This is a genomic window from Martelella sp. AD-3 (assembly GCF_001578105.1).
Taxonomy (GTDB): domain Bacteria; phylum Pseudomonadota; class Alphaproteobacteria; order Rhizobiales; family Rhizobiaceae; genus Martelella.
The window spans coordinates 217133-240176 of the sequence record NZ_CP014276.1; the positions used below are offsets into that span (position 1 = coordinate 217133).

At 61.2% G+C, this 23044-nt stretch carries 22 protein-coding genes; 2 read left to right on the forward strand and 20 right to left on the reverse strand.

All coding sequences use genetic code 11. The annotated features are described in order from the left end of the window. Positions 1 to 104 precede the first annotated feature (104 nt). The 4 genes from AZF01_RS22050 to AZF01_RS22065 all read right to left on the reverse strand — a co-directional run bounded on the left by AZF01_RS22050 (position 105) and on the right by AZF01_RS22065 (position 3213). The gene (locus AZF01_RS22050) at positions 105 to 1307 is read right to left on the reverse strand and encodes an acetyl-CoA C-acyltransferase (RefSeq protein ID WP_024706652.1); all 1203 of its coding nucleotides are present in this window, start codon (positions 1305 to 1307) and stop codon (positions 105 to 107) included. After that, positions 1304 to 1780: a thioesterase family protein gene (locus AZF01_RS22055; protein ID WP_024706651.1), complete on the reverse strand. Its 477-nt coding sequence runs from the start codon at positions 1778 to 1780 to the stop codon at positions 1304 to 1306. The genes AZF01_RS22050 and AZF01_RS22055 overlap by 4 nt, the downstream gene beginning before the upstream one ends. A gap of 4 nt (positions 1781 to 1784) precedes the next feature. Continuing rightward, positions 1785 to 2702 (reverse strand): SDR family NAD(P)-dependent oxidoreductase, encoded by a 918-nt coding sequence (locus AZF01_RS22060; protein ID WP_024706650.1) that lies wholly within the window; start codon positions 2700 to 2702, stop codon positions 1785 to 1787. Between the two features lie 82 nt (positions 2703 to 2784). After that, a complete protein-coding gene (locus tag AZF01_RS22065) occupies positions 2785 to 3213 on the reverse strand; it encodes a MaoC family dehydratase (RefSeq protein ID WP_024706649.1) in 429 nt (142 codons plus the stop codon). A gap of 167 nt (positions 3214 to 3380) precedes the next feature. Between AZF01_RS22065 and AZF01_RS22070 the strand changes: the two genes are divergently transcribed. Beyond that, positions 3381 to 4049 (forward strand): TetR/AcrR family transcriptional regulator, encoded by a 669-nt coding sequence (locus AZF01_RS22070; protein ID WP_244435504.1) that lies wholly within the window; start codon positions 3381 to 3383, stop codon positions 4047 to 4049. Positions 4050 to 4253: 204 nt separating this feature from the next. On the opposite strand, the gene AZF01_RS22075 is transcribed toward AZF01_RS22070, so the two are convergent. The 13 genes from AZF01_RS22075 to AZF01_RS22135 form a co-directional block, all read right to left on the reverse strand. Continuing rightward, positions 4254 to 5708, reverse strand: coding sequence for an NAD-dependent succinate-semialdehyde dehydrogenase (locus AZF01_RS22075; RefSeq protein WP_024706647.1), 1455 nt, complete (start codon positions 5706 to 5708; stop codon positions 4254 to 4256). Between the two features lie 24 nt (positions 5709 to 5732). Next, a complete protein-coding gene (locus AZF01_RS22080) occupies positions 5733 to 6890 on the reverse strand; it encodes an iron-containing alcohol dehydrogenase (protein WP_024706646.1) in 1158 nt (385 codons plus the stop codon). 21 nt (positions 6891 to 6911) lie between these two features. Next, a complete protein-coding gene (locus AZF01_RS22085; RefSeq protein WP_024706645.1) occupies positions 6912 to 8861 on the reverse strand; it encodes a hypothetical protein in 1950 nt (649 codons plus the stop codon). After that, positions 8858 to 9283, reverse strand: coding sequence for a hypothetical protein (locus AZF01_RS22090; RefSeq protein WP_024706644.1), 426 nt, complete (start codon positions 9281 to 9283; stop codon positions 8858 to 8860). Before AZF01_RS22090 ends, AZF01_RS22085 begins: the two co-directional genes overlap by 4 nt. A gap of 27 nt (positions 9284 to 9310) precedes the next feature. Continuing rightward, positions 9311 to 11050 carry a flotillin family protein gene (locus AZF01_RS22095; protein WP_024706643.1) on the reverse strand — a complete coding sequence of 580 codons (1740 nt, stop codon included), beginning with the start codon at positions 11048 to 11050 and terminating at the stop codon, positions 9311 to 9313. Positions 11051 to 11107: 57 nt separating this feature from the next. After that, a complete protein-coding gene (locus AZF01_RS22100; RefSeq protein WP_024706642.1) occupies positions 11108 to 11809 on the reverse strand; it encodes a bacteriorhodopsin in 702 nt (233 codons plus the stop codon). Between the two features lie 49 nt (positions 11810 to 11858). Then, complete coding sequence (locus AZF01_RS22105; RefSeq protein WP_082781130.1) at positions 11859 to 13232, reverse strand: ABC transporter permease; 1374 nt, start codon at positions 13230 to 13232, stop codon at positions 11859 to 11861. Continuing rightward, positions 13229 to 14659: an ABC transporter permease gene (locus AZF01_RS23705; RefSeq protein WP_024708762.1), complete on the reverse strand. Its 1431-nt coding sequence runs from the start codon at positions 14657 to 14659 to the stop codon at positions 13229 to 13231. The genes AZF01_RS22105 and AZF01_RS23705 overlap by 4 nt, the downstream gene beginning before the upstream one ends. Then, the gene (locus tag AZF01_RS22115) at positions 14656 to 16446 is read right to left on the reverse strand and encodes a sugar ABC transporter ATP-binding protein (RefSeq protein ID WP_081725812.1); all 1791 of its coding nucleotides are present in this window, start codon (positions 16444 to 16446) and stop codon (positions 14656 to 14658) included. The genes AZF01_RS23705 and AZF01_RS22115 overlap by 4 nt, the downstream gene beginning before the upstream one ends. Positions 16447 to 16513: 67 nt before the next feature. Beyond that, complete coding sequence (locus AZF01_RS22120; RefSeq protein WP_024708761.1) at positions 16514 to 17683, reverse strand: ABC transporter substrate-binding protein; 1170 nt, start codon at positions 17681 to 17683, stop codon at positions 16514 to 16516. A 127-nt stretch (positions 17684 to 17810) separates the two neighbouring features. Then, positions 17811 to 18581, reverse strand: a complete 771-nt coding sequence (attM, locus tag AZF01_RS22125; protein WP_036237488.1) for an N-acyl homoserine lactonase AttM — start codon at positions 18579 to 18581, stop codon at positions 17811 to 17813. A 223-nt stretch (positions 18582 to 18804) separates the two neighbouring features. Further along, positions 18805 to 19653: an alpha/beta fold hydrolase gene (locus AZF01_RS22130; RefSeq protein ID WP_024708759.1), complete on the reverse strand. Its 849-nt coding sequence runs from the start codon at positions 19651 to 19653 to the stop codon at positions 18805 to 18807. Between the two features lie 58 nt (positions 19654 to 19711). After that, complete coding sequence (locus AZF01_RS22135) at positions 19712 to 20101, reverse strand: hypothetical protein (protein ID WP_024708758.1); 390 nt, start codon at positions 20099 to 20101, stop codon at positions 19712 to 19714. A gap of 187 nt (positions 20102 to 20288) precedes the next feature. On the opposite strand from AZF01_RS22135, the gene AZF01_RS22140 reads away from it, so the two are divergent. Continuing rightward, entirely contained in the window at positions 20289 to 21089 is an 801-nt protein-coding gene (locus AZF01_RS22140; RefSeq protein WP_024708757.1) for an IclR family transcriptional regulator, read from the forward strand. Positions 21090 to 21598: 509 nt separating this feature from the next. Here the strand turns inward: AZF01_RS22140 and AZF01_RS24365 are convergent. The 3 genes from AZF01_RS24365 to AZF01_RS22155 form a co-directional block, all read right to left on the reverse strand. Next, positions 21599 to 22183, reverse strand: a complete 585-nt coding sequence (locus tag AZF01_RS24365; protein ID WP_197489682.1) for a hypothetical protein — start codon at positions 22181 to 22183, stop codon at positions 21599 to 21601. 32 nt (positions 22184 to 22215) lie between these two features. Continuing rightward, a complete protein-coding gene (locus tag AZF01_RS22150; RefSeq protein ID WP_152534560.1) occupies positions 22216 to 22638 on the reverse strand; it encodes a hypothetical protein in 423 nt (140 codons plus the stop codon). A gap of 157 nt (positions 22639 to 22795) precedes the next feature. Next, a complete protein-coding gene (locus AZF01_RS22155; protein WP_024708754.1) occupies positions 22796 to 23011 on the reverse strand; it encodes a hypothetical protein in 216 nt (71 codons plus the stop codon). Positions 23012 to 23044: the final 33 nt, after the last annotated feature.

A 23044-nucleotide genomic window follows, 5' to 3' on the forward strand; every position in this document is an offset into this window, starting at 1 on the left:
CCTGATCGGACTCTTCCCGGGGGGCCGGACTGACATTTCGGCCTGGTGAAAAAGGAAGACGGCCACCGCGCGTGGTGGCCGCCTCATTGCTTCTGGGACTTCGCCTACAGGACTTCGAATAGTCCCGCCGCGCCCATGCCGCCGCCAATGCACATGGTGACGACAACATGGCGCGCGCCGCGCCGCCTGCCCTCGATCAGGGCGTGGCCGACCATGCGCGCGCCCGACATGCCGTAGGGATGGCCGATCGATATCGCGCCGCCGTTCACGTTCAGCAGCTCATCGGGAATGCCAAGCTGGTCGCGCGAGGGGATGACCTGTGCGGCGAAGGCCTCGTTGAGCTCCCAAAGACCGATGTCGTCAACGCTCAGATCGTGGGTGGCAAGAAGCTTCGTGACCGCGGATATCGGGCCGATCCCCATCTCTTCGGGCGAAACCCCGGTCACGGCGATGCCGCGATAAAGGCCGAGCGGAGCGAGCCCACGGCGTTCCGCCTCGCGCCGCTCCATCAGCACCGCGGCGGAAGCGCCATCGGACAATTGAGAGGCGTTGCCGGCCGTCACGAACGCGCCCTGCGACACCTGCTGGCCATCCTTGAAGACCGGGGCAAGGCCTGCGAGACCGTCCAGGGTCGTGGAAGGTCGGTTGCCCTCGTCGCGCTCAAGCGTCACCTCGCGCATCGTGGTTTCGCCGGTCTCGCGGTCGGTGACCTGCATGACGGTGCTGAGCGGCACGATCTCGTCATCGAACCTACCGGCTGCCTGGGCGGCGGCGGTGCGCTGTTGCGACTGCAGCGCATAGGCATCCTGGGCTTCGCGGCTCACGCCATAGCGGCGCGCGACGATTTCGGCGGTTTCCACCATCGCCATATAGGTCGCCGGCAGCCGGTCGCTGATCCAGGGGTCCTGCCAGTGACGGGTGTTCATTTCGGGCGTCTGCACCAGCGAAATCTGCTCGACTCCGCCGCCGATCGTCACAGCCATCCCGTCCGATATGATCTCTTTGGCCGCGATCGCGATCGCCATCAGGCCGGACGCGCATTGCCGGTCGACGCTCTGGCCCGGAACGGTTACCGGAAGGCCGGCGCGCAAAAGGCCCGTGCGCGCGATGTTCATATGGGTGGTGCCCTGCTGCAGGGCGGCGCCGACGACCACATCCTCGATCTCCGCAGGATCAACACCGGCGCGGCTGACGGCATGCTCGATGGCATGGCCGATCAGCCGGGGTGCCGTGGTGGCGTTGAACGCGCCCCGATAGGCTTTTCCGATCGGCGTGCGGGCGGTCGAAACGATGGCGGCTTCCCTCATGACGGGGTCTCCTTGTTGTCTGTGGCAGGATCGCGCGACAGCGCCTCGGCGCAGGCCCGCAGTTCAGGCGTGAGCGGGATCGGGCGTCGGGTGGCGCGGTCCACATAAACGTGGACGACGCGCCCGCGGGCGGCACATGCGCCGCCCGTCCGGTCAAAAAGGCCAAAGCCCCAGGTCAGGCTGGTGCGCCCGATGGCCTCGACGCGGGCGCCGATGCTGAGCCTCGCGGGGAAGGTAATCTCCCGGAAGTACTGCGTGCCGTTCTGCACCACCAGCCCGATCGGTCCCTCGCCCCCGGCGGAGAGATCGAGCGCGCCGTGCTCGATCAGCGCCATATTCATCGCCGTATCGAAATAGGACAGGTAGGCCACGTTGTTCACATGGCCATAGATGTCGCAATCGTTCCATTGTGCTACCGTATCGTAATGCCAGGCATAGGCGCCGCGCGGAAGCGGCGCTAGACGTTCGCTCATCGCTCTAGTCCTTCTTCGCCAATGCCGCGCGGGCATTGGCGATGATCCGGTCAACGTGGTCGAGACCGGCCATCACCTCGATCTGACCGTCGAGACTGGCGATCTCGTCGAAACGGTCACCGACGGTTTCGGGCGTGAATTCCTGGCCTGCGAAGCACACGCCCTGGCTTTCGACCAGCGCAAGGCGCGCGACGGTGCCTGCGCCTGCAAGCAGCGCAATGCGCGAGGGGGCATCGCGGCTGACCAGCCAGACCGCGGCGGGCGACACCAGTTCGGGCGCCAGAAGCTCCAGCATTTCCGGGTCCATCATGTCGCCGGTCATCCGCGTCGCCGCGGTGGGCACGATGGCATTGACGTGGATGCCGTATTTCGCGCCCTCGAGATGGAGCACGTTCATCAACCCGAGCACGCCCATCTTGGCGGCCCCGTAATTGGACTGGCCGAAATTGCCATAGCTGCCAGACGTCGACGAGGTGACGAGGATGCGGCCGTATTTCTGCTCGCGCATCTGCGCCCAGACGGCCTTGGTCGCGATCGTCGTGCCCATCAGATGCACCTCGACCACGCGCCGAAAATCCTCGATTTCCATCTTCGCGAACGACTTGTCGCGCAGGATGCCGGCATTGTTGATCAGCACGTCGATCCGACCGAAGGCCGAAAACGCCTGCTCGACCATCTCCGCCATATCGGACTCGGAGGCAACGTTGCCGGCATTGGCGATGGCACGCCCACCCGCCGCGGTGATTTCCCGCACCACGGCTTCGCTGGCCTCCGTCGTGCCGCCGCTGCCGTCGCGCGCGCCGCCGAAGTCATTCACCACGACGGCGGCGCCGTGGCGGGCCAGGGTGAGAGCGTGTGAGCGGCCCAGTCCGCCCCCCGCGCCGGTGACGATCGCCACCTGATCCTTGAATGAAACCGACATATTTTTTCTCCTCCGGTCCGTTTGTCTTGATGATTTTCGTTTCTGTCGCGCCGGGGTGCGCTGCTGGCGCGCCACTTCGCGCTCAGTCCCCCACCGTCAGAACCAGCCAGTTTGCCGCCAGAGCGGGCCGGTCCGAGCCATCGATCTCGACGCGCACCGCGTAATTGCGAAGCATGCCGCCTGCCTTTGGGGTCTCGCTTGCCAGGGTGAAGCTGCCGCGAAGGCGCGAACCGACCGGAACCGGCGTGAGAAAGCGCAGCTTGTCGAAGCCGTAATTCACCTCGACCGCGCCCGGCTTGGCCGGCGGCAGCGCGCTGCGGGCGAAGGCCGTCAGCATCGAAGACAGGTAGAAACCGTGCACGATCGTGCCGCCATAGGCAGTCTCGGCGCGCGCACGCACGGGATCGACATGGATGAACTGATGATCGTCGATCGCATCGGCGAACCGGTCCACCATCGTCTGGTCAACGCATGTCCATTCGGAAACGAGAGGGGAAGCGGCTTCGGTCATCTTGGTCCTCCTGGAGATGCGTAACTTAAAGCTTGCAACATACTCAGTAGTATGCGAATTCCGAACTGTCCAGACCTGATCAAGACGCGAAGCTTGTTGTTCGACCTCGCGATCGGCTTTATGGCTGGAACAGCGTGTACCGAATAAGTTGACTGCAGGGGGACCGTGTGGCGAACCAAGACATGCACCGGGAGTGGGCCTTGAAGACCCGAGGCCATGAAGATTCTGGCACTCTTGGCGAGAGTGTGGTCGAGATCCTGGACTGCGCCGCGCTCTGCTTCACCGAAATGGGGTTCCAGGGCACGAGCATTGATGATGTTGCGCGGCGCCTCGGCGCGACCAAGGGCCGCATCTACCATTACTTCCGCTCGAAGACCGATCTTTTCTTCGATGTTCACCGCGAAGGGATGCGGCGTCTTATGGACGCGGTGACCGCGGCGAAACGGGATGACGGAACCGGCCGCGAAAAGCTGCAGCGCATGCTTGAGGCGCATGCGCTGACCATGATGCAGAACATCGCCTACGAAGCGGTTGTCGTGCAGGGCGTGCACATGCACCGGCTGACCGCGACAACCCCCGAACAGCGCATCAGCCTCGACGAGATCATGGATATCCGACACCGGTTCGAGCAGCTTTTCGCCGACGTTTTTCGCGAAGGCCAGGCGGATGGAAGCATTCGTCGGGATGCCGATGTGTCGCTTGCGGTCAAAGGCATGCTCGGAGCGGTGAACTGGATGACGATCTGGTATCGTCCGCGCTCCGGCGAAAGCCCAGAACAGCAGCGGGCCATGGCGCGTAGCGTCGCGGCGCTGCAAATTGGCGGGATTGCCGGCTGACCAGGCCGCGGCTCCCGGCATCTTCGTATCAGATCAGAGCATGAAAGGATCGCGGGCGCTTTGGCGGGCATACCGCGCCCTGGACGTCCGTTCCGTCTCTCTTCAGACCCGGCGAAAGATCGTGAAAGGGAGCGCGCCCGGAGGCCATCTTGCCGCCAAGACTCGCAGCTTCAGGCCGACGAGAGCTGCGAGCCATGAAACGCATCAGTCCAGAGCCATGCAGAGATATTTGATCTCCAGGAATTCCTCGATCCCGTACTTGGAACCTTCCCGCCCGAGGCCGGAGGATTTGACGCCGCCAAAGGGCGCTTCGGCGGTCGAGATCAAACCCGTATTGATGCCGACCATGCCGCTCTCGATCTCCTCTGCCACCTTCCAGACCGTCGAAATGTCGCGGGCGTAAAAATAGGCGGCAAGGCCGAACTCGGTATCATTGGCGAGCCTGATACCTTCATCCACGGTGTTGAAGCGGATCACCGGCGCGACCGGCCCGAAGGTTTCTTCAGCCAGGATTTTCATGCCGGGTTTGACGCCGCCCAGAACCGTGGGCCGGTAGTATGTGCCGCCCAGATCGGACCGGCTGCCGCCCTCGATCACGGTCGCGCCCTTCGAAACGGCGTCGGCCACATGATCCTCGACTTTCGCAAGCGCCGCGTCATCGATGAGCGGGCCGATCGCGACCCCTTCGGCCATGCCGTCACCGACCTTCAGTCCCGTAATTGCCCTGGCCAGCTTTTCGGTAAAGGCATCGGCGATTTCGCTTTGGGCGTAGATCCGGTTTGCGCAGACACAGGTCTGCCCGGCATTTCGGAACTTGGCGATTATCGCGCCTTCGACAGCCTTGTCGAGATCGGCATCGTTGAAGACCAGGAAAGGCGCATTGCCGCCGAGTTCCAGCGAAAGCTTCTTCACATCGTGGGCGCATTGACGCATCAGGATGCGACCCACTTCGGTGGAGCCGGTGAAGGTGAGTTTGCGCACCTTGGGATTGGTGCACAATTCCATGCCCATGCCCTTGGAGTCGGTGCCCGGCAGAATGGACAGCACGCCTTCGGGAATCCCGGCTCTTTCTCCAAGCACCGCCATGGCAAGCGCCGAAAGCGGGGTCTTTTCGGCCGGGCGACCGACAAAGCTGCAGCCGGCGGCAAGTGCCGGGCCGACCTTGCGGGCGATCATCGCATTGGGGAAATTCCATGGCGTGATTGATCCGACAACGCCTATCGGCTGCTTGATCGTGATGATCCGCTTGTCGGGCTGATGACCGGGAATGACATCGCCATAGATGCGCCGCCCCTCTTCGGCGAACCATTGGATGAAGGAGGCGCCGTAGGCAATCTCGCCCCTGGCCTCGGCAAGCGGCTTGCCCATTTCGGCGGTCAGGATTTTCGCCAGATCCTCCTGGTTTTCCAGCAGCAGGCTGTTCCAGCGAAGCAGGATCTGCGATCGATCCTTGGCGGTCAGTCCCCGCCAGCGCTTCTGTGCCTCGTAAGCGCGGTCAATGGCCTTGCCGACATCGGCAGCCGGAATATCGGCCACCATGGCAATGCGTTCCCCGGTTGCCGGATTCGTGACGGGAAAGGACTTCTCAGCCTCCACCCACGTGCCGGCGAGAAAGGCGCGATGTTCGAGCAGGCTCGGATCCTGGAGTTGAAGTGACACGGCCGTTCCTTTCTTTGTGAATTATCAGAAAGCCGCGCGGTATATCGAAAGCGCATCGGCTTCCGACAGGGGTCGCGGATTGTTGACGAGAAGTCGGGTCTGGTTCATCGCGTCGGAGGCGAGCTTCGGCAGGATGTCCCGCGGAATCTCCATTGCCCTCAAATTCTGCGGCAGGCCGCAGGCGCGCGAAAGGTCCGCAAGCTTCTCGCAGAAGGCCGCCGCCCGTTCCTGTCCCTCGAATGCCGACAGTTCGGGAAACACGAAAGGTGCAAGCGTGGCATAGGGGCCCGGCGTGGTCACGATGTTGAAACGCAGGACATGCGGCAGAACCAGTGCATTGGAGAGCCCGTGGGGGATGTGAAAGTGCCCCCCAAGCGGATAGGCGAGCGCGTGAACGGCGGCGACTGGCGAGTTGGCGAAGGCCTGCCCGGCAAGCATCGACCCCAAGAGCATATCGGACCTTGCTTCGACATCCTTGCCGTCGTGGACCGCTTTCAGAAGCGAACGCCCCATCAACGTCAGCGCCTGCGTCGCCAGCATGCGCGACAGCGGGTTGTTGTTGGGGCTGGCCGAGGCGAAGGCCTCGATGGCATGAACCATCGCATCGATCCCCGTCGCAGCCGTGATGTGCGGCGGTAGGCCATAGGTCAGCGCCGGATCAAGGAGCGCGACATCGGGAAGGAGCAGCGGCGAGACGACGCCCATCTTCTCGCTGGCGCCGGTCGTGACGATGGAAATCGGCGTGACCTCCGAACCTGTACCGGCGGTTGTCGGCACGAGTATCAGCGGCAGGCGCGGTCCGCGCGCCTTGCCGACGCCGTATACATCCGCGAGCGTTTCGGTTCCCGGCACCAGCAGCGCGACAAGCTTGGCAACATCGAGCGACGATCCTCCGCCAAGCCCGACGATGCCCTCAACGCCTGCCGAACGGGCGGCCGCGACCGCCCCGAGCACCACATGTTCCGGCGGATCGGCTTCAACGTCCTTGAACAGTTCGACCGTGATGCCGCCGTCGCGAAACTGCTTCAGCGCGCGCTCCACCATGCCCGTTGCCATCATTCCGGGATCGGTCACGAGCATGATGCGGTCGCCGATCTGCGCGCTGACCAGTTCGGCCAGTTCGTCAAAAGTGCCAGTGCCGAACCTGATCGACTTGGCCGTGTTGAATGCAAATCTATCCATCGTTTATCTCCAAAACCGGCCTCAACCGCCGAAACTGAATGCAATAAGGACAACCAGAGCGAAGCTGACGGCTCCGGTTATGACCAGGATACCGAGCCGCTCCCGCTCGGCCCGGCTTTGATCAGGCCGAAGGCGCGGCGGCGGTTCATAGGGCGGTATTTCGACGGTAACCGGGCTTGCCATCTCCATTTTGTAGCTGAGGAACCAGGCGAGCCCGACGCCGAGTATCCACGCGGCGAGCGCCCAGGCCCAAAGCGAAGGCATGCCGAGAAGCCAGACCGGGGCCGCAGCATCGCCGCCGGTGAAGGCGGTGTTGCCGAAGATCAGTCCCGGCCCGACGGCAAGGAAAAACCAGGCAAGGACAGCCGACCAGGCAAAAGCACGAAACCGGCGCGCCTCCCCGCCCGACGCCAGAAGCGTTGCATAGAGTTTGCGGATCTCGCGGGCCTCCTCGCAAAGCGCATCGCGGTTTGTGATCGCCGAAATGATCAGGACTGCGGTAACATTGGCGGCCATGCCCCAGACGGCGGAATGGATCGTCCACGGCCAGCGCCCCCAGGGCAGCTCCAGCCCCAGGAACGAAAGTAACTGATAGCCGAGCGGCTCCGTCAGCACGACGCCGGCAAGACCGAACCCGACGCCGAGAACGGCAGCGGGACGCGTGATCCAGCCAAGCCATGTCACGCCGAGCATCGGAACCCAGAGCTGAAACGCAGCGGGCAAGGCCAGGCCAGCGAGCGCCGACACGGTAACCGGGGTCAGGTTCTGCATCACCAGGGCCACCACGGTGAGTACCGCGATCACCACGCGGGTGAGCGTGATTGTCGCCCGCTGACCAAGCGCCGCATTGAAATACGGCTTGTAGAGATGGCGCACCAGTGTCTCGCCGGCCACAAACAGGGAGAGGCCGGCCAAGAGCTGGACGCCGGCGCCGATGCCGATGAAGATCCAGGCCGCAAACCAGGGCGAAGAAACCTGCATAGCGTCCAGCAGCGGCACTAGCCTGAGAGCGGGATCGAGCAGGCCGGCCAGGCCGGCGATCGCGATCGCGAAAATGATCAATGCGCCGAAGAAACCGGCTGTGACCCAGGTCTGCCCGGCGGCAAAACCTTTCGGCGAGCGCGTCGACAGCACCACTTTGAGCACCACCGGGCTGGCCTGAAACCCCATCAGCGCGAAAGCGAGGCTGAGATTGGCGATGGCTGTGTGCGACGTTGCCGCGTCACCGCCGCGGCCAAGCCCGCCGGTAAAACGAATAATGCCGTCGACGCTGAAAAACCGGGCATTGTCCGGCGACATCGCAAGTCGATAGAGATTGGCATTGAGCGCAGCAAAGCCGCCGCTCCACGAAAGCGCAAAACCCGCCAGCGCAACAATCGCGCAAAAAACCAGCGCCGCCTGAATGAAGCCGAAATAGCCGAGCGCGCGCATGCCGCCGATGCCGACCCCTGCAAACAGAACGAAGCCGAAAACGGTGCTGGCCACGAGCGGCGACAGCGCGCCGCCGCTCAAAACCGACGCGATACTGGCAAAAGCCCTGATCTGCAGGCCGGAAAATCCGATGGCGAACAGAACCGCCACCAGAGCGACGACGGCAACGAGAAACGGACTTTGAAAATAGGCCCGGAAGATTTCCGCCTGAGACGATACCCGCAATCGTTCCGCGGCAAACCACACCCGCTTGAAGAACACGATGCCGGGGAGCGCGACCAGCACGCCGCCGACGAGATAGACCGGCATCGAGAACCCGTCGTCACTGATGGCGCTGCCCGCGCCGAGCACGAACCAGGCGGCAAGGCTGGCGCCGGCAATCACCAGCGCCGAGAGCCAGGGCGCCAAGGAGTGGGCGGCGGAGAAGAAGCCCCCGTCCCCGACATTCATGCGCGCGGAGACGCGTACCCAGTGCAGCATCACGGCGATATAGAGAAGGCTGCAAAGCGGAAACCAGACGGATTCGGAAATGCTGCTCATTGGGGCTCATTCCCGCTTTCCGCCGGTTTGAAGTGGAAGCGCGAGAACGCTCCCCTCAGTCCGTGCCGCGTTGAAAGATAGAGGAGAAAGCCGCAGACGAGCACGGCGAAAAGCGTGAGCCCTGACCAGTAATCGACAGCCGTCAGACCGCCATCGAGCCATGCCGCGATGAAGACGAGCGCAAACACGCCGAAGGCGCCGATGCCAAGCGTAGCCTCGCCGGCGGAAAAGCCACAATCGTTCACCGCGTTGATGACGATATGGATCGCGAAGGTGACGACGACCAGGGCGACGCCCGCCAGCGACAGGAGGTAGGAATCGCGTGCAAGACCCTCCAGAAAAAACGCAAGAGCGGAAAAGCCCGACGTCGCCCATGCGGCGAAGACAAGAAGATTTCGCTCAACCTTCGCGTGTCCCGACATTTAAAAACTCCGGTTCTGCAGCCTTGGTCAGTGCCTGTCGGCAGGTTTGGTCGGTGCTTTGGCGGCGCCGCCCGGCAATGTCCTGCCGGCATCGGCTTCCTGCTGTTCCGGTGTCGTGTAGACCATCTTGGAAAGATCCTGCAGCGCGAGGGTGCGATGGACCGCATCGCCGCTGAGGCCGATCTCGTTCAGAAGCTGGTCGACAAACGGCGCCTGCGAGCGATAGCGCAACGCCGAGGAGACGACCTGATCGGCGAGATTGCCATCGCGCGGCTGCCCTGTCCCGTCGCCATCCCTGCCGCCGCCTTCGCCGCCGGCCGCAGCGGAGCGGCCGCCGCCCGCGTCGCTGCCGGAAAAGCCGGGCAATCCGTCGACATGAAGGATCTTGATGCCCTCGATCTTCTCCATCGGCTTTACGCTTTCGCGAATGATTGCGGGCAGGTTCTCGACCAGCGACTTGTGCAGGCTGCTGCGGCGGCTGGCATCGGTTCTGAGATTCTCGGCTTCGTTGAGCTTCTGCTTGCCCTCGGCCTCGACCGCATAGCGTTCCGCCATGGCAGCCACCGTGATGCGCTCCGCTTCGGCGCGATCCTTGGCCGCCTCCTTTTCCGCCTGGGCGAGAATGCGCAGACGCGTACCCTCCGATTCCGCGCGTTTTTGCGCTTCGATCAGCTCGATCGACTTCTGGCGGTTGGCGATTTCGGTGTCGCGGATGGTCTGGACGCGTTCCTGCGCCTCGATCATCTTGGCGCGGGCTGCCTCTGCCTCGGCCTGCGCTTCCGAGCGTTCTTTCGATTTCGCGGAAACGGCGATTTCGCGCATCTGGTCTTCGAGCTGGAGCGTTTCCTTGCGCTTGATTTCGATGCGCTCGAGTTCCTGCTCCATGGCAATGCGCGCGCGCTCGACAGCTTCACGTTCCTTGATCTTGACGGCCTCGATCTCACGCTCGCGCGCTGCGTTCTCGCTGGCGATCTCGGTCTTGCGTTGGGCCCGCTGGACGGCGACCTCCATTTCATGGCTGAGACGCGCATATTCGGTGTCGCGCTGGATCTCGAGAGAGCGCTTCTCCGCCTCGAGGTTTTTCAGTCGCACCGCGATCATCGTGTCCTTCTCGATGTCGTTGCGCTTCTTCTTGCGGCTTTCAATCTGCTCGGTCAGGATCGTCAGGCCTTCCGCATCAAAGGTGTTCGAAGGGTCGAACAGCGAAATGTCGGTCTGGTCGAGCGAGGTCAGCGAAACCGATTCCAGCTCCAGGCCGTCAAGCGCAAGGCTTTCGGCCACTTCCCGGCGAACTTCCTTGACGAAGTCCATGCGGTTTTCGTGGATATGCTCCAGCGTCATCTTCGCAGCCGCTCCGCCCATCGCATCGATGAAGCGACCCTGAATGAGATCCTTCAGCTCTTCCGCGTGCATGGTGCGGTTTCCGAGAGAGCGCGCGGCTGTTGCCACCGCATCGTTATCGGGGTGAACGCGGACATAGAATTCCACTGTCAGCTCGACCCGCATCCGGTCCTTCGTAATCAAGGACTTCTCGCGCGCCCGGATGATTTCCAGACGCAGCGTGTTCATATTGACCTCAGTGAGATCGTGGAGGATCGGCAGGACCAGCGCACCGCCGCCCATCACCACCTTCTCGCCGCCGAAACCGGTGCGCACGAACGAGATGTCCTTGGTCGACCGGCGATAGAGCCAGTGCAGGAGATAGGCGCAGACCGCGATGACGATCGCCGCCAGGATGATGATTGCAATAATGTCTGCGCCCTTCATTGGAACATCCCTTCACAGGTTAACAGGATTGAGCGGTTGCGGTCGGCATCGAAGAAATCAGTCATCTGCGGTCTCTCCAGCATCCATCATCGCGACAGCGAGGACGGCGACGCCAAACGCCATCCGGTTTAGGAAATCGGCAATGTTGTAGGCCACCGAAAGCGCTCCGGTGTCGATGTAGCCGCCAAAGGACGTGATGAAATTGCCGAGCGGATAGATTGCCCAACCCACCGTCACGATCAGCCTGAGCCAGAAATAGCCGCGCTGCACGGCCGGCATCCGAGAATCACGAACCGCCTCGTCCATGCGGCCGAAAAACAACTCGCCCAGAATATACAGCCAGAACACGAGACCGATGAGAAAGGCGAGCGTGGCATGCATCAGGCCGGCTTCCCCGAGATAGCGCACGAACACCATCAGCACGGACACGACGACAAGTCGCCAGAACAGGCCCATGCCCAGCTTGGCGGTGCGGCCGGCGAAGAAATAGAGAGCCAGCACTTGCAGCGGCATCGAGATCGCCCAGCCGACATAGTGGTAGACCACCGGAACGGATTGGGCGACGGACCAGGCCTCGCGCGCCTGGAAGACGGCGAGTGTGCCCACCAGCGCGGCAAGCGCGCACAAGGCAACCGGCAGTTTCCAGGCAGGCCTGACCCAGCCCGTGCCCAGCAGCAACAGCGCCGCGGTGGCGACCAGACCCAACAGCGCAGTCGAATAGCTCGCCGCCGTCAGATCCGCCGTTTCGAAAACTGCCATCTTACCCTCTCCCATCACGAAACCCGGTTCTGTTCATCATCAAGCCTCCCTAGATCTGCGTCCTGATGTGCGGCGAGCGCGCGTAGAGCGCCACCATCGGCAGGATCAGCAGACCGAAAATGAATTGTTGCCATTCGAAATCGAGGCCAATGCCCACGAGGAACGAGGACAGCACCTGCAGCACCAATACGCCGATCACGGTGAAGCCGTAGCCACCCTGCCCGCCGATCAGCGAGGTGCCGCCGACCACGACCGCGGCAAGGGTCAGGAACAGATATTGATCGCCCACGCTGATGAAGCCGCCACCCGACCAGCCGAGCAGCAGACAGCCGGTCAGCGCTGCGAAGAAGCCGGAAAGCGCGTACATCATCACCCAGTAGACCGCTTCGGAGATCATCACGCGTTTGGCCGATGTGCGGTTGACGCCCAGCGCATAGAGAAAACGGCCATAGACGGTGTAGCGCATGCCCGCGATCAGGATCACGGCGACCACGGCCCAGATGGCGATGACCGGCGGGAAAGGCAGGCCGAAGGTCGTGCCGTTCATCGCCGCCAGATTGGAGAGCCAGTCAGGCACCGTGCCGAACACATTGCCGCCATAGGCCGTGCCGATCGAGGTCAGTATCTGCACGCCGCCGGAGATGGCAAATCCCGTGCCAAGCGTGACGATCAGCGCCTGGCCCTGAAGACGGAAGCTCAGAAAACCATTGATCAAGCCGAGCAGAATGCCAGCGGCGAGCACGATCAGCATCGCAAGCCATGGCGGCAGGCCGAGCGCGATCAGATACATCAATCCGACATTGGCGGCGCCGATGATGAACGGAATGGACAGATCGAGCCCGCCGAGCAATGCCGCCAGCGTCTGGCCCACCGAGGCGATGCCGAGGAAGGAAGCAAACAGCAGCATCGACCTGATATTGCTGCCCGAGGCAAACCCCTCAATGTTCATTGCGCCGATCGAGAACAGGCCGGAGAGCACCATGATGCCGATGAAGGCCGATCGGTTTTCCTGAAAGAAGCGGCCCAGCGTGCGCGTCAGCACCACGATCGTCAGAAGAATGATCAGCGATATGACGTTCCAGATATTGAAAAACGTCTCGATGGTCAGCGACAGCGCCAGGAAAATCCCGCAGATGACCAGAAAGCCGTAGATGGCCGGCCGAAACTGCTGCCAGACCTGCCGCAATTCGGACGGCTGGCCCTCCGTCTCGCCCGTCTTTTCGCGTTCGAACTGGCCGAGAACAAACCGCCAGCCCCAGGTAAAGGCTGCCATGGTGGCGATGGCGGCCAGAATGATCATCTGCACCGAAAGCCCCTGCATGAAGCCGAAGACGACGCCGACGACAGTCAGGACGAGACCGATTGCAAGGCCAAGAATGGTGGCAGGAAGACCCAGCCGGGGCGTCGAACCGGTCATGCTCATCGCGGATCCTCCACCTCGACACCGGCGCGGCCCGCCGCAACCCCTTCACGCATCAGCCATGCGCCGAGCAGAACCATCAACGCGATCACCACTGCGGCGACGGGCGCAATCCTGCGGCGGTCGGACTGGTTGAAGGCCGTGCGGACGAAGAAGGCGATGACGGCGAACAGCAGGGCGACGAGCACGAACGGCGCGGCCTGATTGCGAAGCGCGATCGTCTGCGTATCCGGTCGGGCAACCTCGAGCGGCGCAACGTAGAGCGCCTCCGGCGCGATCGGCGGAAGAGGACCGGGAACCGATGCTTCGACCTCAGCGGGATCGCGAACAGGGCCGTCATTCGTCGCATGCAGTATGACGCCAAGCGCCACGACACTGAGTGCCACAAAATAAAGAAGCGGCGAGAAATTATGGATATGGCGCTGAATGAAGGGGATGATCAGTGTGAGCAGCAGCGAGATCACCAGGATCGAACCATAGGCGAGATTGGTGACGAAGCTCTGCACCGCGCCGAAATTGAAGGTCGCGAGAACGAAGGTGATCAAGTAGAGGTTCGCTGCGCCAAGGAAAGAGCCGAAAGCGCTGGCCCGTCCGCCGGCAAGCGATGCCCCGCCAAGGACCAGCGCCGTGACGGCGATCAGCGTGTAGGTGGTGCCCTGCGAGGGATCGCCGGAGGAAATCAGCGCCGTGAACGCGATCGCTGCCAATCCCGCGAAAGCGCCTGAGATCAGATGGGCGCCGATCCGCACAACGGTGATTGGCACGCCGCTGGTATAGGCGGCGCGTTCATCCGAGCCCATCAACCGCAGGTGCGTGAAGAAGGCGGTGCGCGAGAACAGGCCCCAGGCAATGGTGGCAAGCACAAGAATGGCGAGGACGGGGGAGAAGATCGTGGTGCCAAGCCCCCAGTCGGCCATGAATTGCGGCGCCATGCCGCCCGGGCGCGGCAAAATCACGAGATTGATGCCGGAAAGCGCCAGATAGCCGGACAGGGAAACGATGATCGGCTGGACCCGGACGTAGATTACGATAAGCGCGAAAATGAACTGGTAAAGCGCACCGGTCAGAATGGCGTAGACGAAGATCGTGATCGGGCTGCCGATAACGCCTGCGCCATGAAGCTGGATGAGCGTGACGTTGATGAAGCCGATCAGCGGACCGATCGACAGATCGACAGTGCCCCGACCGGAGATCACCGAGGCCATCAGCGCGTAGGTTGCCAATATCAGCGGCGTGGCCACAATGATGGCGCTGCCGATGCCATTGCTGCTCATCAAGTTCGGCGAGCGCAACACCGCAAGACCGAGCAGCGCGAAGAACATGGTGATCGGAACCAGAAGGAACGGATTTGCACGCCCGCCCTGCGCCTGCCCGGCGACAGCGCGATCGGATACGGTTTCCGTCCTGGTATTGGTGAGCGCGTTGTTCATCGGCCAAGGCTTCTGGCTTGGCCGCTCTCGGCATCGAATTCGATGATCCGGATGGGTTTGCGAAACGGTGCGGGCGGCGGGCGTTCGGCTTCTTCGTGCGCGGCGTCATCAGCGGCCGCCGGGACAAGCGCTGTTTCGACGGCGGCATGGCCGCGCGCTTCCGCCGTCGGCCGGAGCGCCGGCGATGGCCGGTCTGACCCTTCGGGCACCTGCCCCTCGGGCATAGCCAGTCCGCTTCCGTCGGTCTGGCCGAACATCGCCTCAAGCACCTTTTGCGGCTCGAGCGTCCGCCCGTCGAAGGCATCAAAGGGGCGACCGTCGCGGAACACGATCACGCGGGTGGCGAAACCCACGAATTCCTCCAGCTCCGATGACATGTAGACGACCGATTTTCCGTCCTCCGCGAAGGCTCTGAGATGTTTGTAGAGTTCGTTCTTGGCGCCGACATCGATCCCGCGCGCGGGATCGTTGAGCACGATGATATCGGGCCGCATGGCAAAACCCCGTCCGATCAGCACTTTCTGCTGATTGCCGCCGGAAAGGGAGGTTATGCGATCCTCGCGCGCGCCAAGCTTGATCAACAGGTTTTCCGCCTCACGCTTGAAAACCGCCGAGAGCGTCTCTCTGTCGATGATGCCCAAGAAACCGCCGCGCTTCTTCTCCCGGTAGAGTGGCATCACCATGTTTTCGAAGATCGAGAGCGAGGCGAAGATGCCTTCGCGCTTGCGGTCGCCCGATACATAGGCGATCCGCCCCTTGACCGCGTCGGCAAGTCCGAGAACCGCCTGAAGCCTGCCGTCGCGGTCGGCGACCTGGACAAGCCCGCTGCGCGGCGGCTCGACTCCGGCCAACGCGCGGACGAAATCGTCCTGCCCCTGGCCGTCGAGGCCGGCGATGCCGACGATTTCGCCGCGCCGCAGATGGAAATCAAACGGCGCCGTCCCGTCCCAAAGCGTGATGCGCTCGGCCAAAAGGGCAAGCCGGTCGACCCGCGGTCGCGGCGCCTCTTGATGATGGCCGCCGCCGGCGGTCTCATCGCCGGTCATCAGCGCCAGGAGGTTCTTTTCGGTGATCTCATGCTTTTCCAGCACGCCGACATCGCAGCCATCGCGCAGCACCGTGGCACGATCGGAAATGCGGATCAGTTCGGCAATGCGGTGAGTGACGATCAGAACCGTCGCGCCGGCATCGCGCAGCGCCCGCATCTTGGCGAAGAGCCGCTCGGTACTGTCGAAATCGAGCGCCGCGGAGCTCTCGTCCAGGATCAGGACTTTCGGTTCGCTGACCAGCGCACGGGCAATCGTGATCCACTGTTTCAGGCCAAGCGGCAGCGTTCCCGCAATGGCGAAGGGATCGACGGGCTCGCCGGAAAGGTCGAGCATCAGCTCGGCAGCGCGGGCAACCTTGCGCTCCTGGGAGAAAACCTTGGAAAAGAGCGCGTCCGCGCCCATGAAAATATTGTCGACGACCGTGCTCTCATCGGCGACCAGCACCTCCTGATAGACGGTCGAGATGCCGAGCGCCCGGCTTTCCGCCGGCGTCGTCGGGGTTTCGCCGAGAATCGAGACCGAGCCGCTGTCAAAGGGAAGCACGCCCGACACCACTTTTGCCATGGTGCTCTTGCCGCAACCATTGCCGCCGACGATGGCGTGAATCTCGCCTGCCCGCGCCGAAAAGCTCGCGCCGTTCAGGGCACGGGTCGGTCCGAAAAACTTCTTCACGTTGCGCACCGCGATCGTTTCCTGACCGTGGGATGCTGGTGATGTTTCGGCTTCTGGGCGCAGCATGGCGATCGTATCCCGGTGAAATGTCAAGACGCTTGAGGCCGCCGACCGTGGCCGGCGGCCTTCTGCATCAGGGCTTGTATGCTGTCGGATCGGCGGGCTTCATGAAGAAGTCGTTGAGATAGGCCTCCGAGCCCCAGTTGTCCTTGCCGACATTGAGCCAGGCCTGGCTGTTCTCGTCGCAATCTTCCGGAAGGATTTTCGCAACGTCGTCATAGGTCAGCACGACAGGATCGACGAGAACGGACTGGATCTTCGGTCCCTGCCCCTGCAGCGTGCGCATCATGACATCCCAGATCAGCTGGACATCATCGCCCGGCGGCCAGGTCTGAACGGCGGCGTCAATCAGGTCCGGATTCTTGCGCCAGGTGCAAAGCGCGCCCAGTTCGCCGCCGACGGTGACCTTGACGCCGGTGCGACCGGACTGCTTGAGCGCCCGCAGAACACCCATTTCAGCCGCAGACTGGACGGCGATGGCATCAAGCTTGCCCGGATGGGTTGCCAGCCATTTCTGCACTTCTCCCTGGGCGATCTGGTCGGTCCACATGCCGGCGACCGAGCCGACGATCTTGATGCCCGGCGCGGTGGCAAGCCCCGCTTTCACGCCGCGATCCTGACTGTCGGAACCGGACGTGCCGGGGATGCCCTCGACGACCAGGACATTGCCCTCTCCGCCCAGTTCCTCTGCCAGACGCTTGCCGATCTCGAAGCCCGCAACCTGATAGTTGACCGAGGAATTCATTGCCGACGGGGCTGTCAGATAGCCCGTCATGGAGAACACCGGCACGCCCTTGTCATAGGCATATTGTACGGTCTGGTTGAGCGCGGTGGGATTGGAGCAGCACACGAAAATGGCGTCGACGCCCTGGTCGACAAGCTGGCGCATCTGCTGGATCTGCGTCGAGTCATTCAGGTTGGATTGCGTGATCACGACATCGCTGATCAGGCCGAGTTCCTTCCATTTCGGAATGATCTCGTTCTGGAGTTCGTCCATCGCCCCGGCACGCCACGTGTTGCCGGCATAAGACGACGCATAGCCGATTTTCCACGGCGGCGGGTTCTTCGCCTTGAAATCCTGCAGCGGGCTTGCGGCCACCGGCTGCGCCGGGTCCAGCATGTCGGGATTGTACAGGCGTTTGGCGACATCCGGATTGATAGAATCGACGCCGCCGGCATGTGCAAAAGCCGCACAGGACGCGGCCATGCCAACGGCGATTGCCAGGGTTCTCAAAAAAGTCATTGGTTCCTCCTCTTCGATAGCACAGACCACCTGTGCGGCAGTTCAACGGAAACAGACCGGCCCTTCCTTACTGGCCGCCGGCCGCGGCCTTGCAATCACTCCCGCCGGGCCTCAGCCCGGAAGTCTCTCAGTCATAGAAGTCGTGCGGCGCCTTCAAAAAGGTCTGCCAGTTGTCGGGATCGTGTCCCGTAACCACCATCGCATTCGTGTCGCTCGCGATCCGGCGCAGCTTCGCCACGGAATTCGCGGCGTCGGCGGACGAATGGACAAGGCCGGGCAAGGCCTTGTTTTCCCAGTGGTCGAGCGTGTAGGCGGCATCGATCGTCAGCAACACCGGCCCGGTTTTCGGCAAGGTGATCAGAAAGGACTGATGCCCCGGCGCATGACCCGGCGTGAAGATCATGCGGACGGCGCCGTCGCCGAACAGATCGTAATTGTCGGTGTATTCCCCGCCGAGGAACTTCCAGTTGAGGCCGGGCCTGTCGAAGTCGGCGCGGATATAGGCGCCGCGGGCAAACCAGTGCGGGTTGAACGCATAGTCATATTCCACGCGCTGGCAGATGATCTGCGCGTTCGGAAAATGGCCGATTGCCCCGGTGTGGTCGAGATGGAGATGGGATTGCAGCACATAGCGGACCGATCCGGGGTCGACGCCGACCGAGCGGCACTGATCGGCGCAGTTCTCCGAAACCTCCATGACCGGATCATAGGCGTCGACAACCGCCCCCCAATGCGCCCGCTTGTCGATCGCGGCCTCGATCGCATTGCCGCCGTCGATGACGATATTGCCTGCCGGATGCTTGATCAGAAACCACGGAACGGGAATGTCGAAATCGCTCTCCCCCTGGTTCATCTTGATGAATTTGAGCTTGGTCTTCAGAATCCCTGTCTGGAACATATGAAGCTCGATACCCGAGGAACTGCCGCCTCTGCGCCGCGAACGATCGGCCGCAGGCGCCCGGACGCCCGGACGCGGCGCAAGACTGCTGGCCGTTCCGCTTCCCGAAAGCGTTTCCGGCCGGGTTTCCCGACGCTGTCCCTTTTCATCAAATTCAATGATCTTCATACGAATTTCCCCGACGCGATTTTCTGCTGGCTGCTGTGTCCCGGTGATGCGCGCTTCATGTGCGTTCCTCGATGAGCCGCAGCGCTTCCTTCAAATACACGGCGAAAAGCGGATAGTTCTCCGACATCGGGAAATGCCCGATATCCTCCATCTCGATATAGATGCCGCCCGGTATCTGCCGCGCGGTGTTCTCCGTCGCATCAGGCGGTGTGAGATAGTCATAGGTGCCGGTCATCATGATCACCGGGCACTGACGGGTATCGATACCGCCAAGTTTGGTCCGCAGGTCATGGTCGACGGAGTAGAAATAGAGGTCGCCTTTGAAAACCTCGGACCCTTGCGTGTAGTAGTGCCAGGTGAGCCAGCGGTCCTTGTCCGGGCTTTGCGGCGCCATCAGGTCCCACACGCCGGAGGCGCAGACCTGGGCAGCGTTGGCATGCGGATGGCGCCACCAGTCGAGAAAGAAGCCGGGCGCATGCTCTGCGGCCTCAACCGGGATGACGGCGCGGAAACGGTCCGGGTGATGGAGCGCGAGCTGCAAGGCGATATTGCCGCCAAAGGAAGAGCCCATGAAGATCGGATTTTCCAGATCGAGCGCATCGCAGAACGCGGTAATGAAATTCATATAGTGCTCGGTCGTCAGCCGATATTCTTCCGTCCACCACTCCTTGTTGAGCGGCGGGTCGGACTTGCCGTGACGGGCAAGATCATAGGCAATCACATCGTAGTCGGCCGTGATTTCGCTATCTTCCAGAAGATCGCGCCACTGGTGGTTGTGGCAGCCGGCGGTATGCTGGCAGACAAGCGGCACGCCCTCGCCGTTGCGCAGGTAAAAGACCTTGTACTCGTAGCCGTCGACATCAATCGTGACATAACGTCCGATGACAGGCGAATGCTTGGCCATAAAGGGCTCCGTATGTTTCGAAAGCGCACCGGGCGCAACAACAGGGCGCGCGCCGGGCTCAGACCGGCACGCCGACTTTGCGAAGCAGTTCAAACTGAACGGTAAAATTGCGCAGGTTCTGCATGAGGACGAGAAGATTGCCCTCAAGCTTCAGGTCCCGCCGGAAGCTTGCCGACCAGATGCCGTGATACATCGGCTCCGGTATCGGCTTGGCAAATTCGCGCCACGTAGCAGGACCGGCGCGCAAGGCAAAGTCATAGGCATCCATCGGCGCGGGATCGATATTGATCTCGCTGACCTTGCCGTCGATCATGCGAATGATGACCTTCGCGGTGCCCATGTCCCAAAGGTAAGTACAGGTGAAATAGCGCGCCATCGCGCCGATCGTCCGATCGCCGTCAGACGCTTCCGCGAAGCGGATGGCCCAGTCTCTCTTGCTCATCACCATGCGCCCCCTCCCAAAAGCAACATAGCCTGCCCCGCGGGTCGTATCCCGACCCGATCACGATTATGAAATCAGTCCATAATCATGCCCACAGTTCGCTATAGTGAACTGTTTTCAGTAGACAGAACAATAATGATCTGTTCTGATGGTTGTCAAGAATGATTTGGAGCGAAACGGCATTTGATTGGCGATGGATCAAGAACAGACAAAACTGGTGCCCGCCGTGGAGCGGGCGACGCGCATACTCGATCTGGTGGCGAGAACCCGAAGCTATCCCAACCTGTCAGACCTCGCGCGCGAGCTTGGAATCGCGAAAAGCTCGGTTCATATGCTGTGCCGCACGCTTGTGGAACTGGGACTGCTGATCCGCCGCCCTGACCAGACCTACCAGCTCGGTCCCCATCTGATGCGCTGGTCGAACGCCTTTATGGAGCAGTCCGACGTGGCCACCGAGTTCGCCTCGATCTGGGACAGGGAAACCGAGCTTCCGGGGGCAACAATTACGCTTACCGTTCTCGAAGGCAACGAGGTGGTCTACATCGCGGCGCGCAATTCGGACATCAGCCATTCGCTTGTCGATTTCCGCGCCGGCATGCGGCTTCCGGCAGCCTTTACCGCGACCGGAAAGGCCTTCCTGAGCCATATGAGCGATTTCGAAGTCAAGAGGATCTATGCGGACGGGCTGCCGCCGCCGCGTACGTCCTCCAGCGTCCAGACCGTTGAGCAGTTGCTCGCGGAACTGCGCGAGACGCGCGAAAGAGGCTACTCAGTCGACAACCAGCAAGTTGCCGAAGGCATTATCTGTTTTGGTGCGTCGGTTCTCGATTCACGCAACTTCCCGATCGCAGGGGTCGCCGTCAGTCTTCGGGCCGATGAACTCATCGACAGAGAACGCACCATCGCCAATGTAAGACGTATTGCAACGCGGCTATCCGCCCGCATGGGAGCCGATCTGGAACGGGCGGCGAGCCGGCGTACGAGGGTGGGCTAGCGCATCGGCCGGAAAATCGAAATCGAATTTCGGGAACCACGATGCGTCGGTTCAATCGGTTGGAGCGGTCTTTGTGCGTCCGAATGGACAACCTCCTGAAAGCCCACATCTAGACGTGAGATCTCGACGGGGATTGCCGGTCAGGCCCCGGTCGGCGATGTCAGGTTGATCGGCCCGGGTGCGAGCCTGGAGCCGTTGAGCGACGCTAGCGCGGTTCCGCCTTTCATGGAGACGCGCACCGCTCTATCCGTTTGTTTTGACGCGTTTTCGCTTAACGTCAGATGTTTCCATCTGACTGCGAAATGCTCCAATCCTCACCATGAACAACGGGCTTTGGACATCTAATCACGAACGGCCTGACATGGGCATTGGCGGCATCCCACCCGCTCGGAAACTGAAAATGGCCGCGTGGTCTCTGCCACTGAACCCCGCTAAATTGAGGAGGCTTGCCATTCCCGTACGCGGAGCAGTCGGCTCATATGTTGTTGGCACGAGGTTTCGCCAACCCACTATGGGCCAAAATAAAATAGTTTTCGGTCCTCAGGGAACAGAACCATAACGCCACCGAGAAATCCCTCGCCGATAATGACAATGCCTGTGTTGTCGGTCAAAGCCTGGGTGAATTTAATTCGAAAACCCAAATACTCTTTCTTGTCTCCCCTCTCAGGGAAGCACGATCTGCCAGAGAATATTTGATTTGATATATGCTCCCCAAGCCTTCTATCGCCCGCTATTTCAATGCTACTTGCAACATCAATGAGAGAAGCATCGGAAAAGTAAGCAAATTTCCCGTCCGGGAATACATAAGCGCCTATATTTTCCTCTTTCCTCTTTCCTCTTTCCTCTTTCCTCTTTTTCCGAAGATATTTTAACGCGTTCTCTGACAATGTTATTAAGTGTCTATGGACTTCGTAATCGTCAGATATATCAATTTCAGCAGCGGTACACCTGAGAAATTCTCGGTGATAATATTCGATATTCTCTACCTTGATGCTCGCCGGAATATTTCTCCGAACTCGAAGTTCAAAAAAGTATTGATAGCTAAAATAAGCAAGGCAAGATATTAGCAAAGTAAAAATTAATTTAAATTTCACCTTATTGTCACCATCTATGTTATTTCCGAGATTTATATAGGATTAATTTCTGCTGATTCTTCACATGTGCCATCGATCAGTTCCCCCGCTTCGAATTGCCTGATGACGTCATCGGAAAAGCGCATCACTCGTTTTGGCACCGGGCGCCCATTCGGTAGCGTCTTGCGCGCTCCCGGACGGAGTATTGCGAGCTGCCCCCTCATACCGGTGAACAGATCCGGCCAGATCGACAACATTTCTTCCTGTTGCCGGCGCGAACGGAGGCGGTCGCGCTTTCCCGCGCAGTAGTCTTTCCAGCTTAGACCGGTCACATAACCTGAGCTTTTCTTCCCGAAACCCGTCGATCTGCGTAACCGGTATCGCCATTCGGCCAGGAAGTCTTGCCAGTTGAAGCCGGTCAAGGTTCCCCAAAAAAACAGTAAGGTGCTGAAATAAAAGGCGATATCGTCCGACACGCAAACGCCGTTCTGTCCGATTTTCGGGATCAGCAAAATAAATTACTTACATCGCCTCGCGAGAAGTCGGTTTTTTGAATCCGACACCCGAATTTGGACTTCTATTTTCTCGGCCGCCGTCGCTTCCTCAAGTGATCGACTTCATGTCGTTGTAATGTCAATTGGTATCGATGACGCTCCAATTCTCCGCCCAGAACGGATTCATCTCGTTATCGCAGTCCATGCGAACAGCATAGGTCTCGGCAAAATCACCGATGTCGATCTCGCGCCGCTTCTCGCCGAGGCATTCTCCGATCGCTTCGATTGCGGGGCAGTGCAGTGCTCCCCGAAACCAGCAGTTTTTTTGACATTGACGATGAGGTTCATCGAACACGCGCAGATTGCGCGCAGAAGGATTGCGATGCGC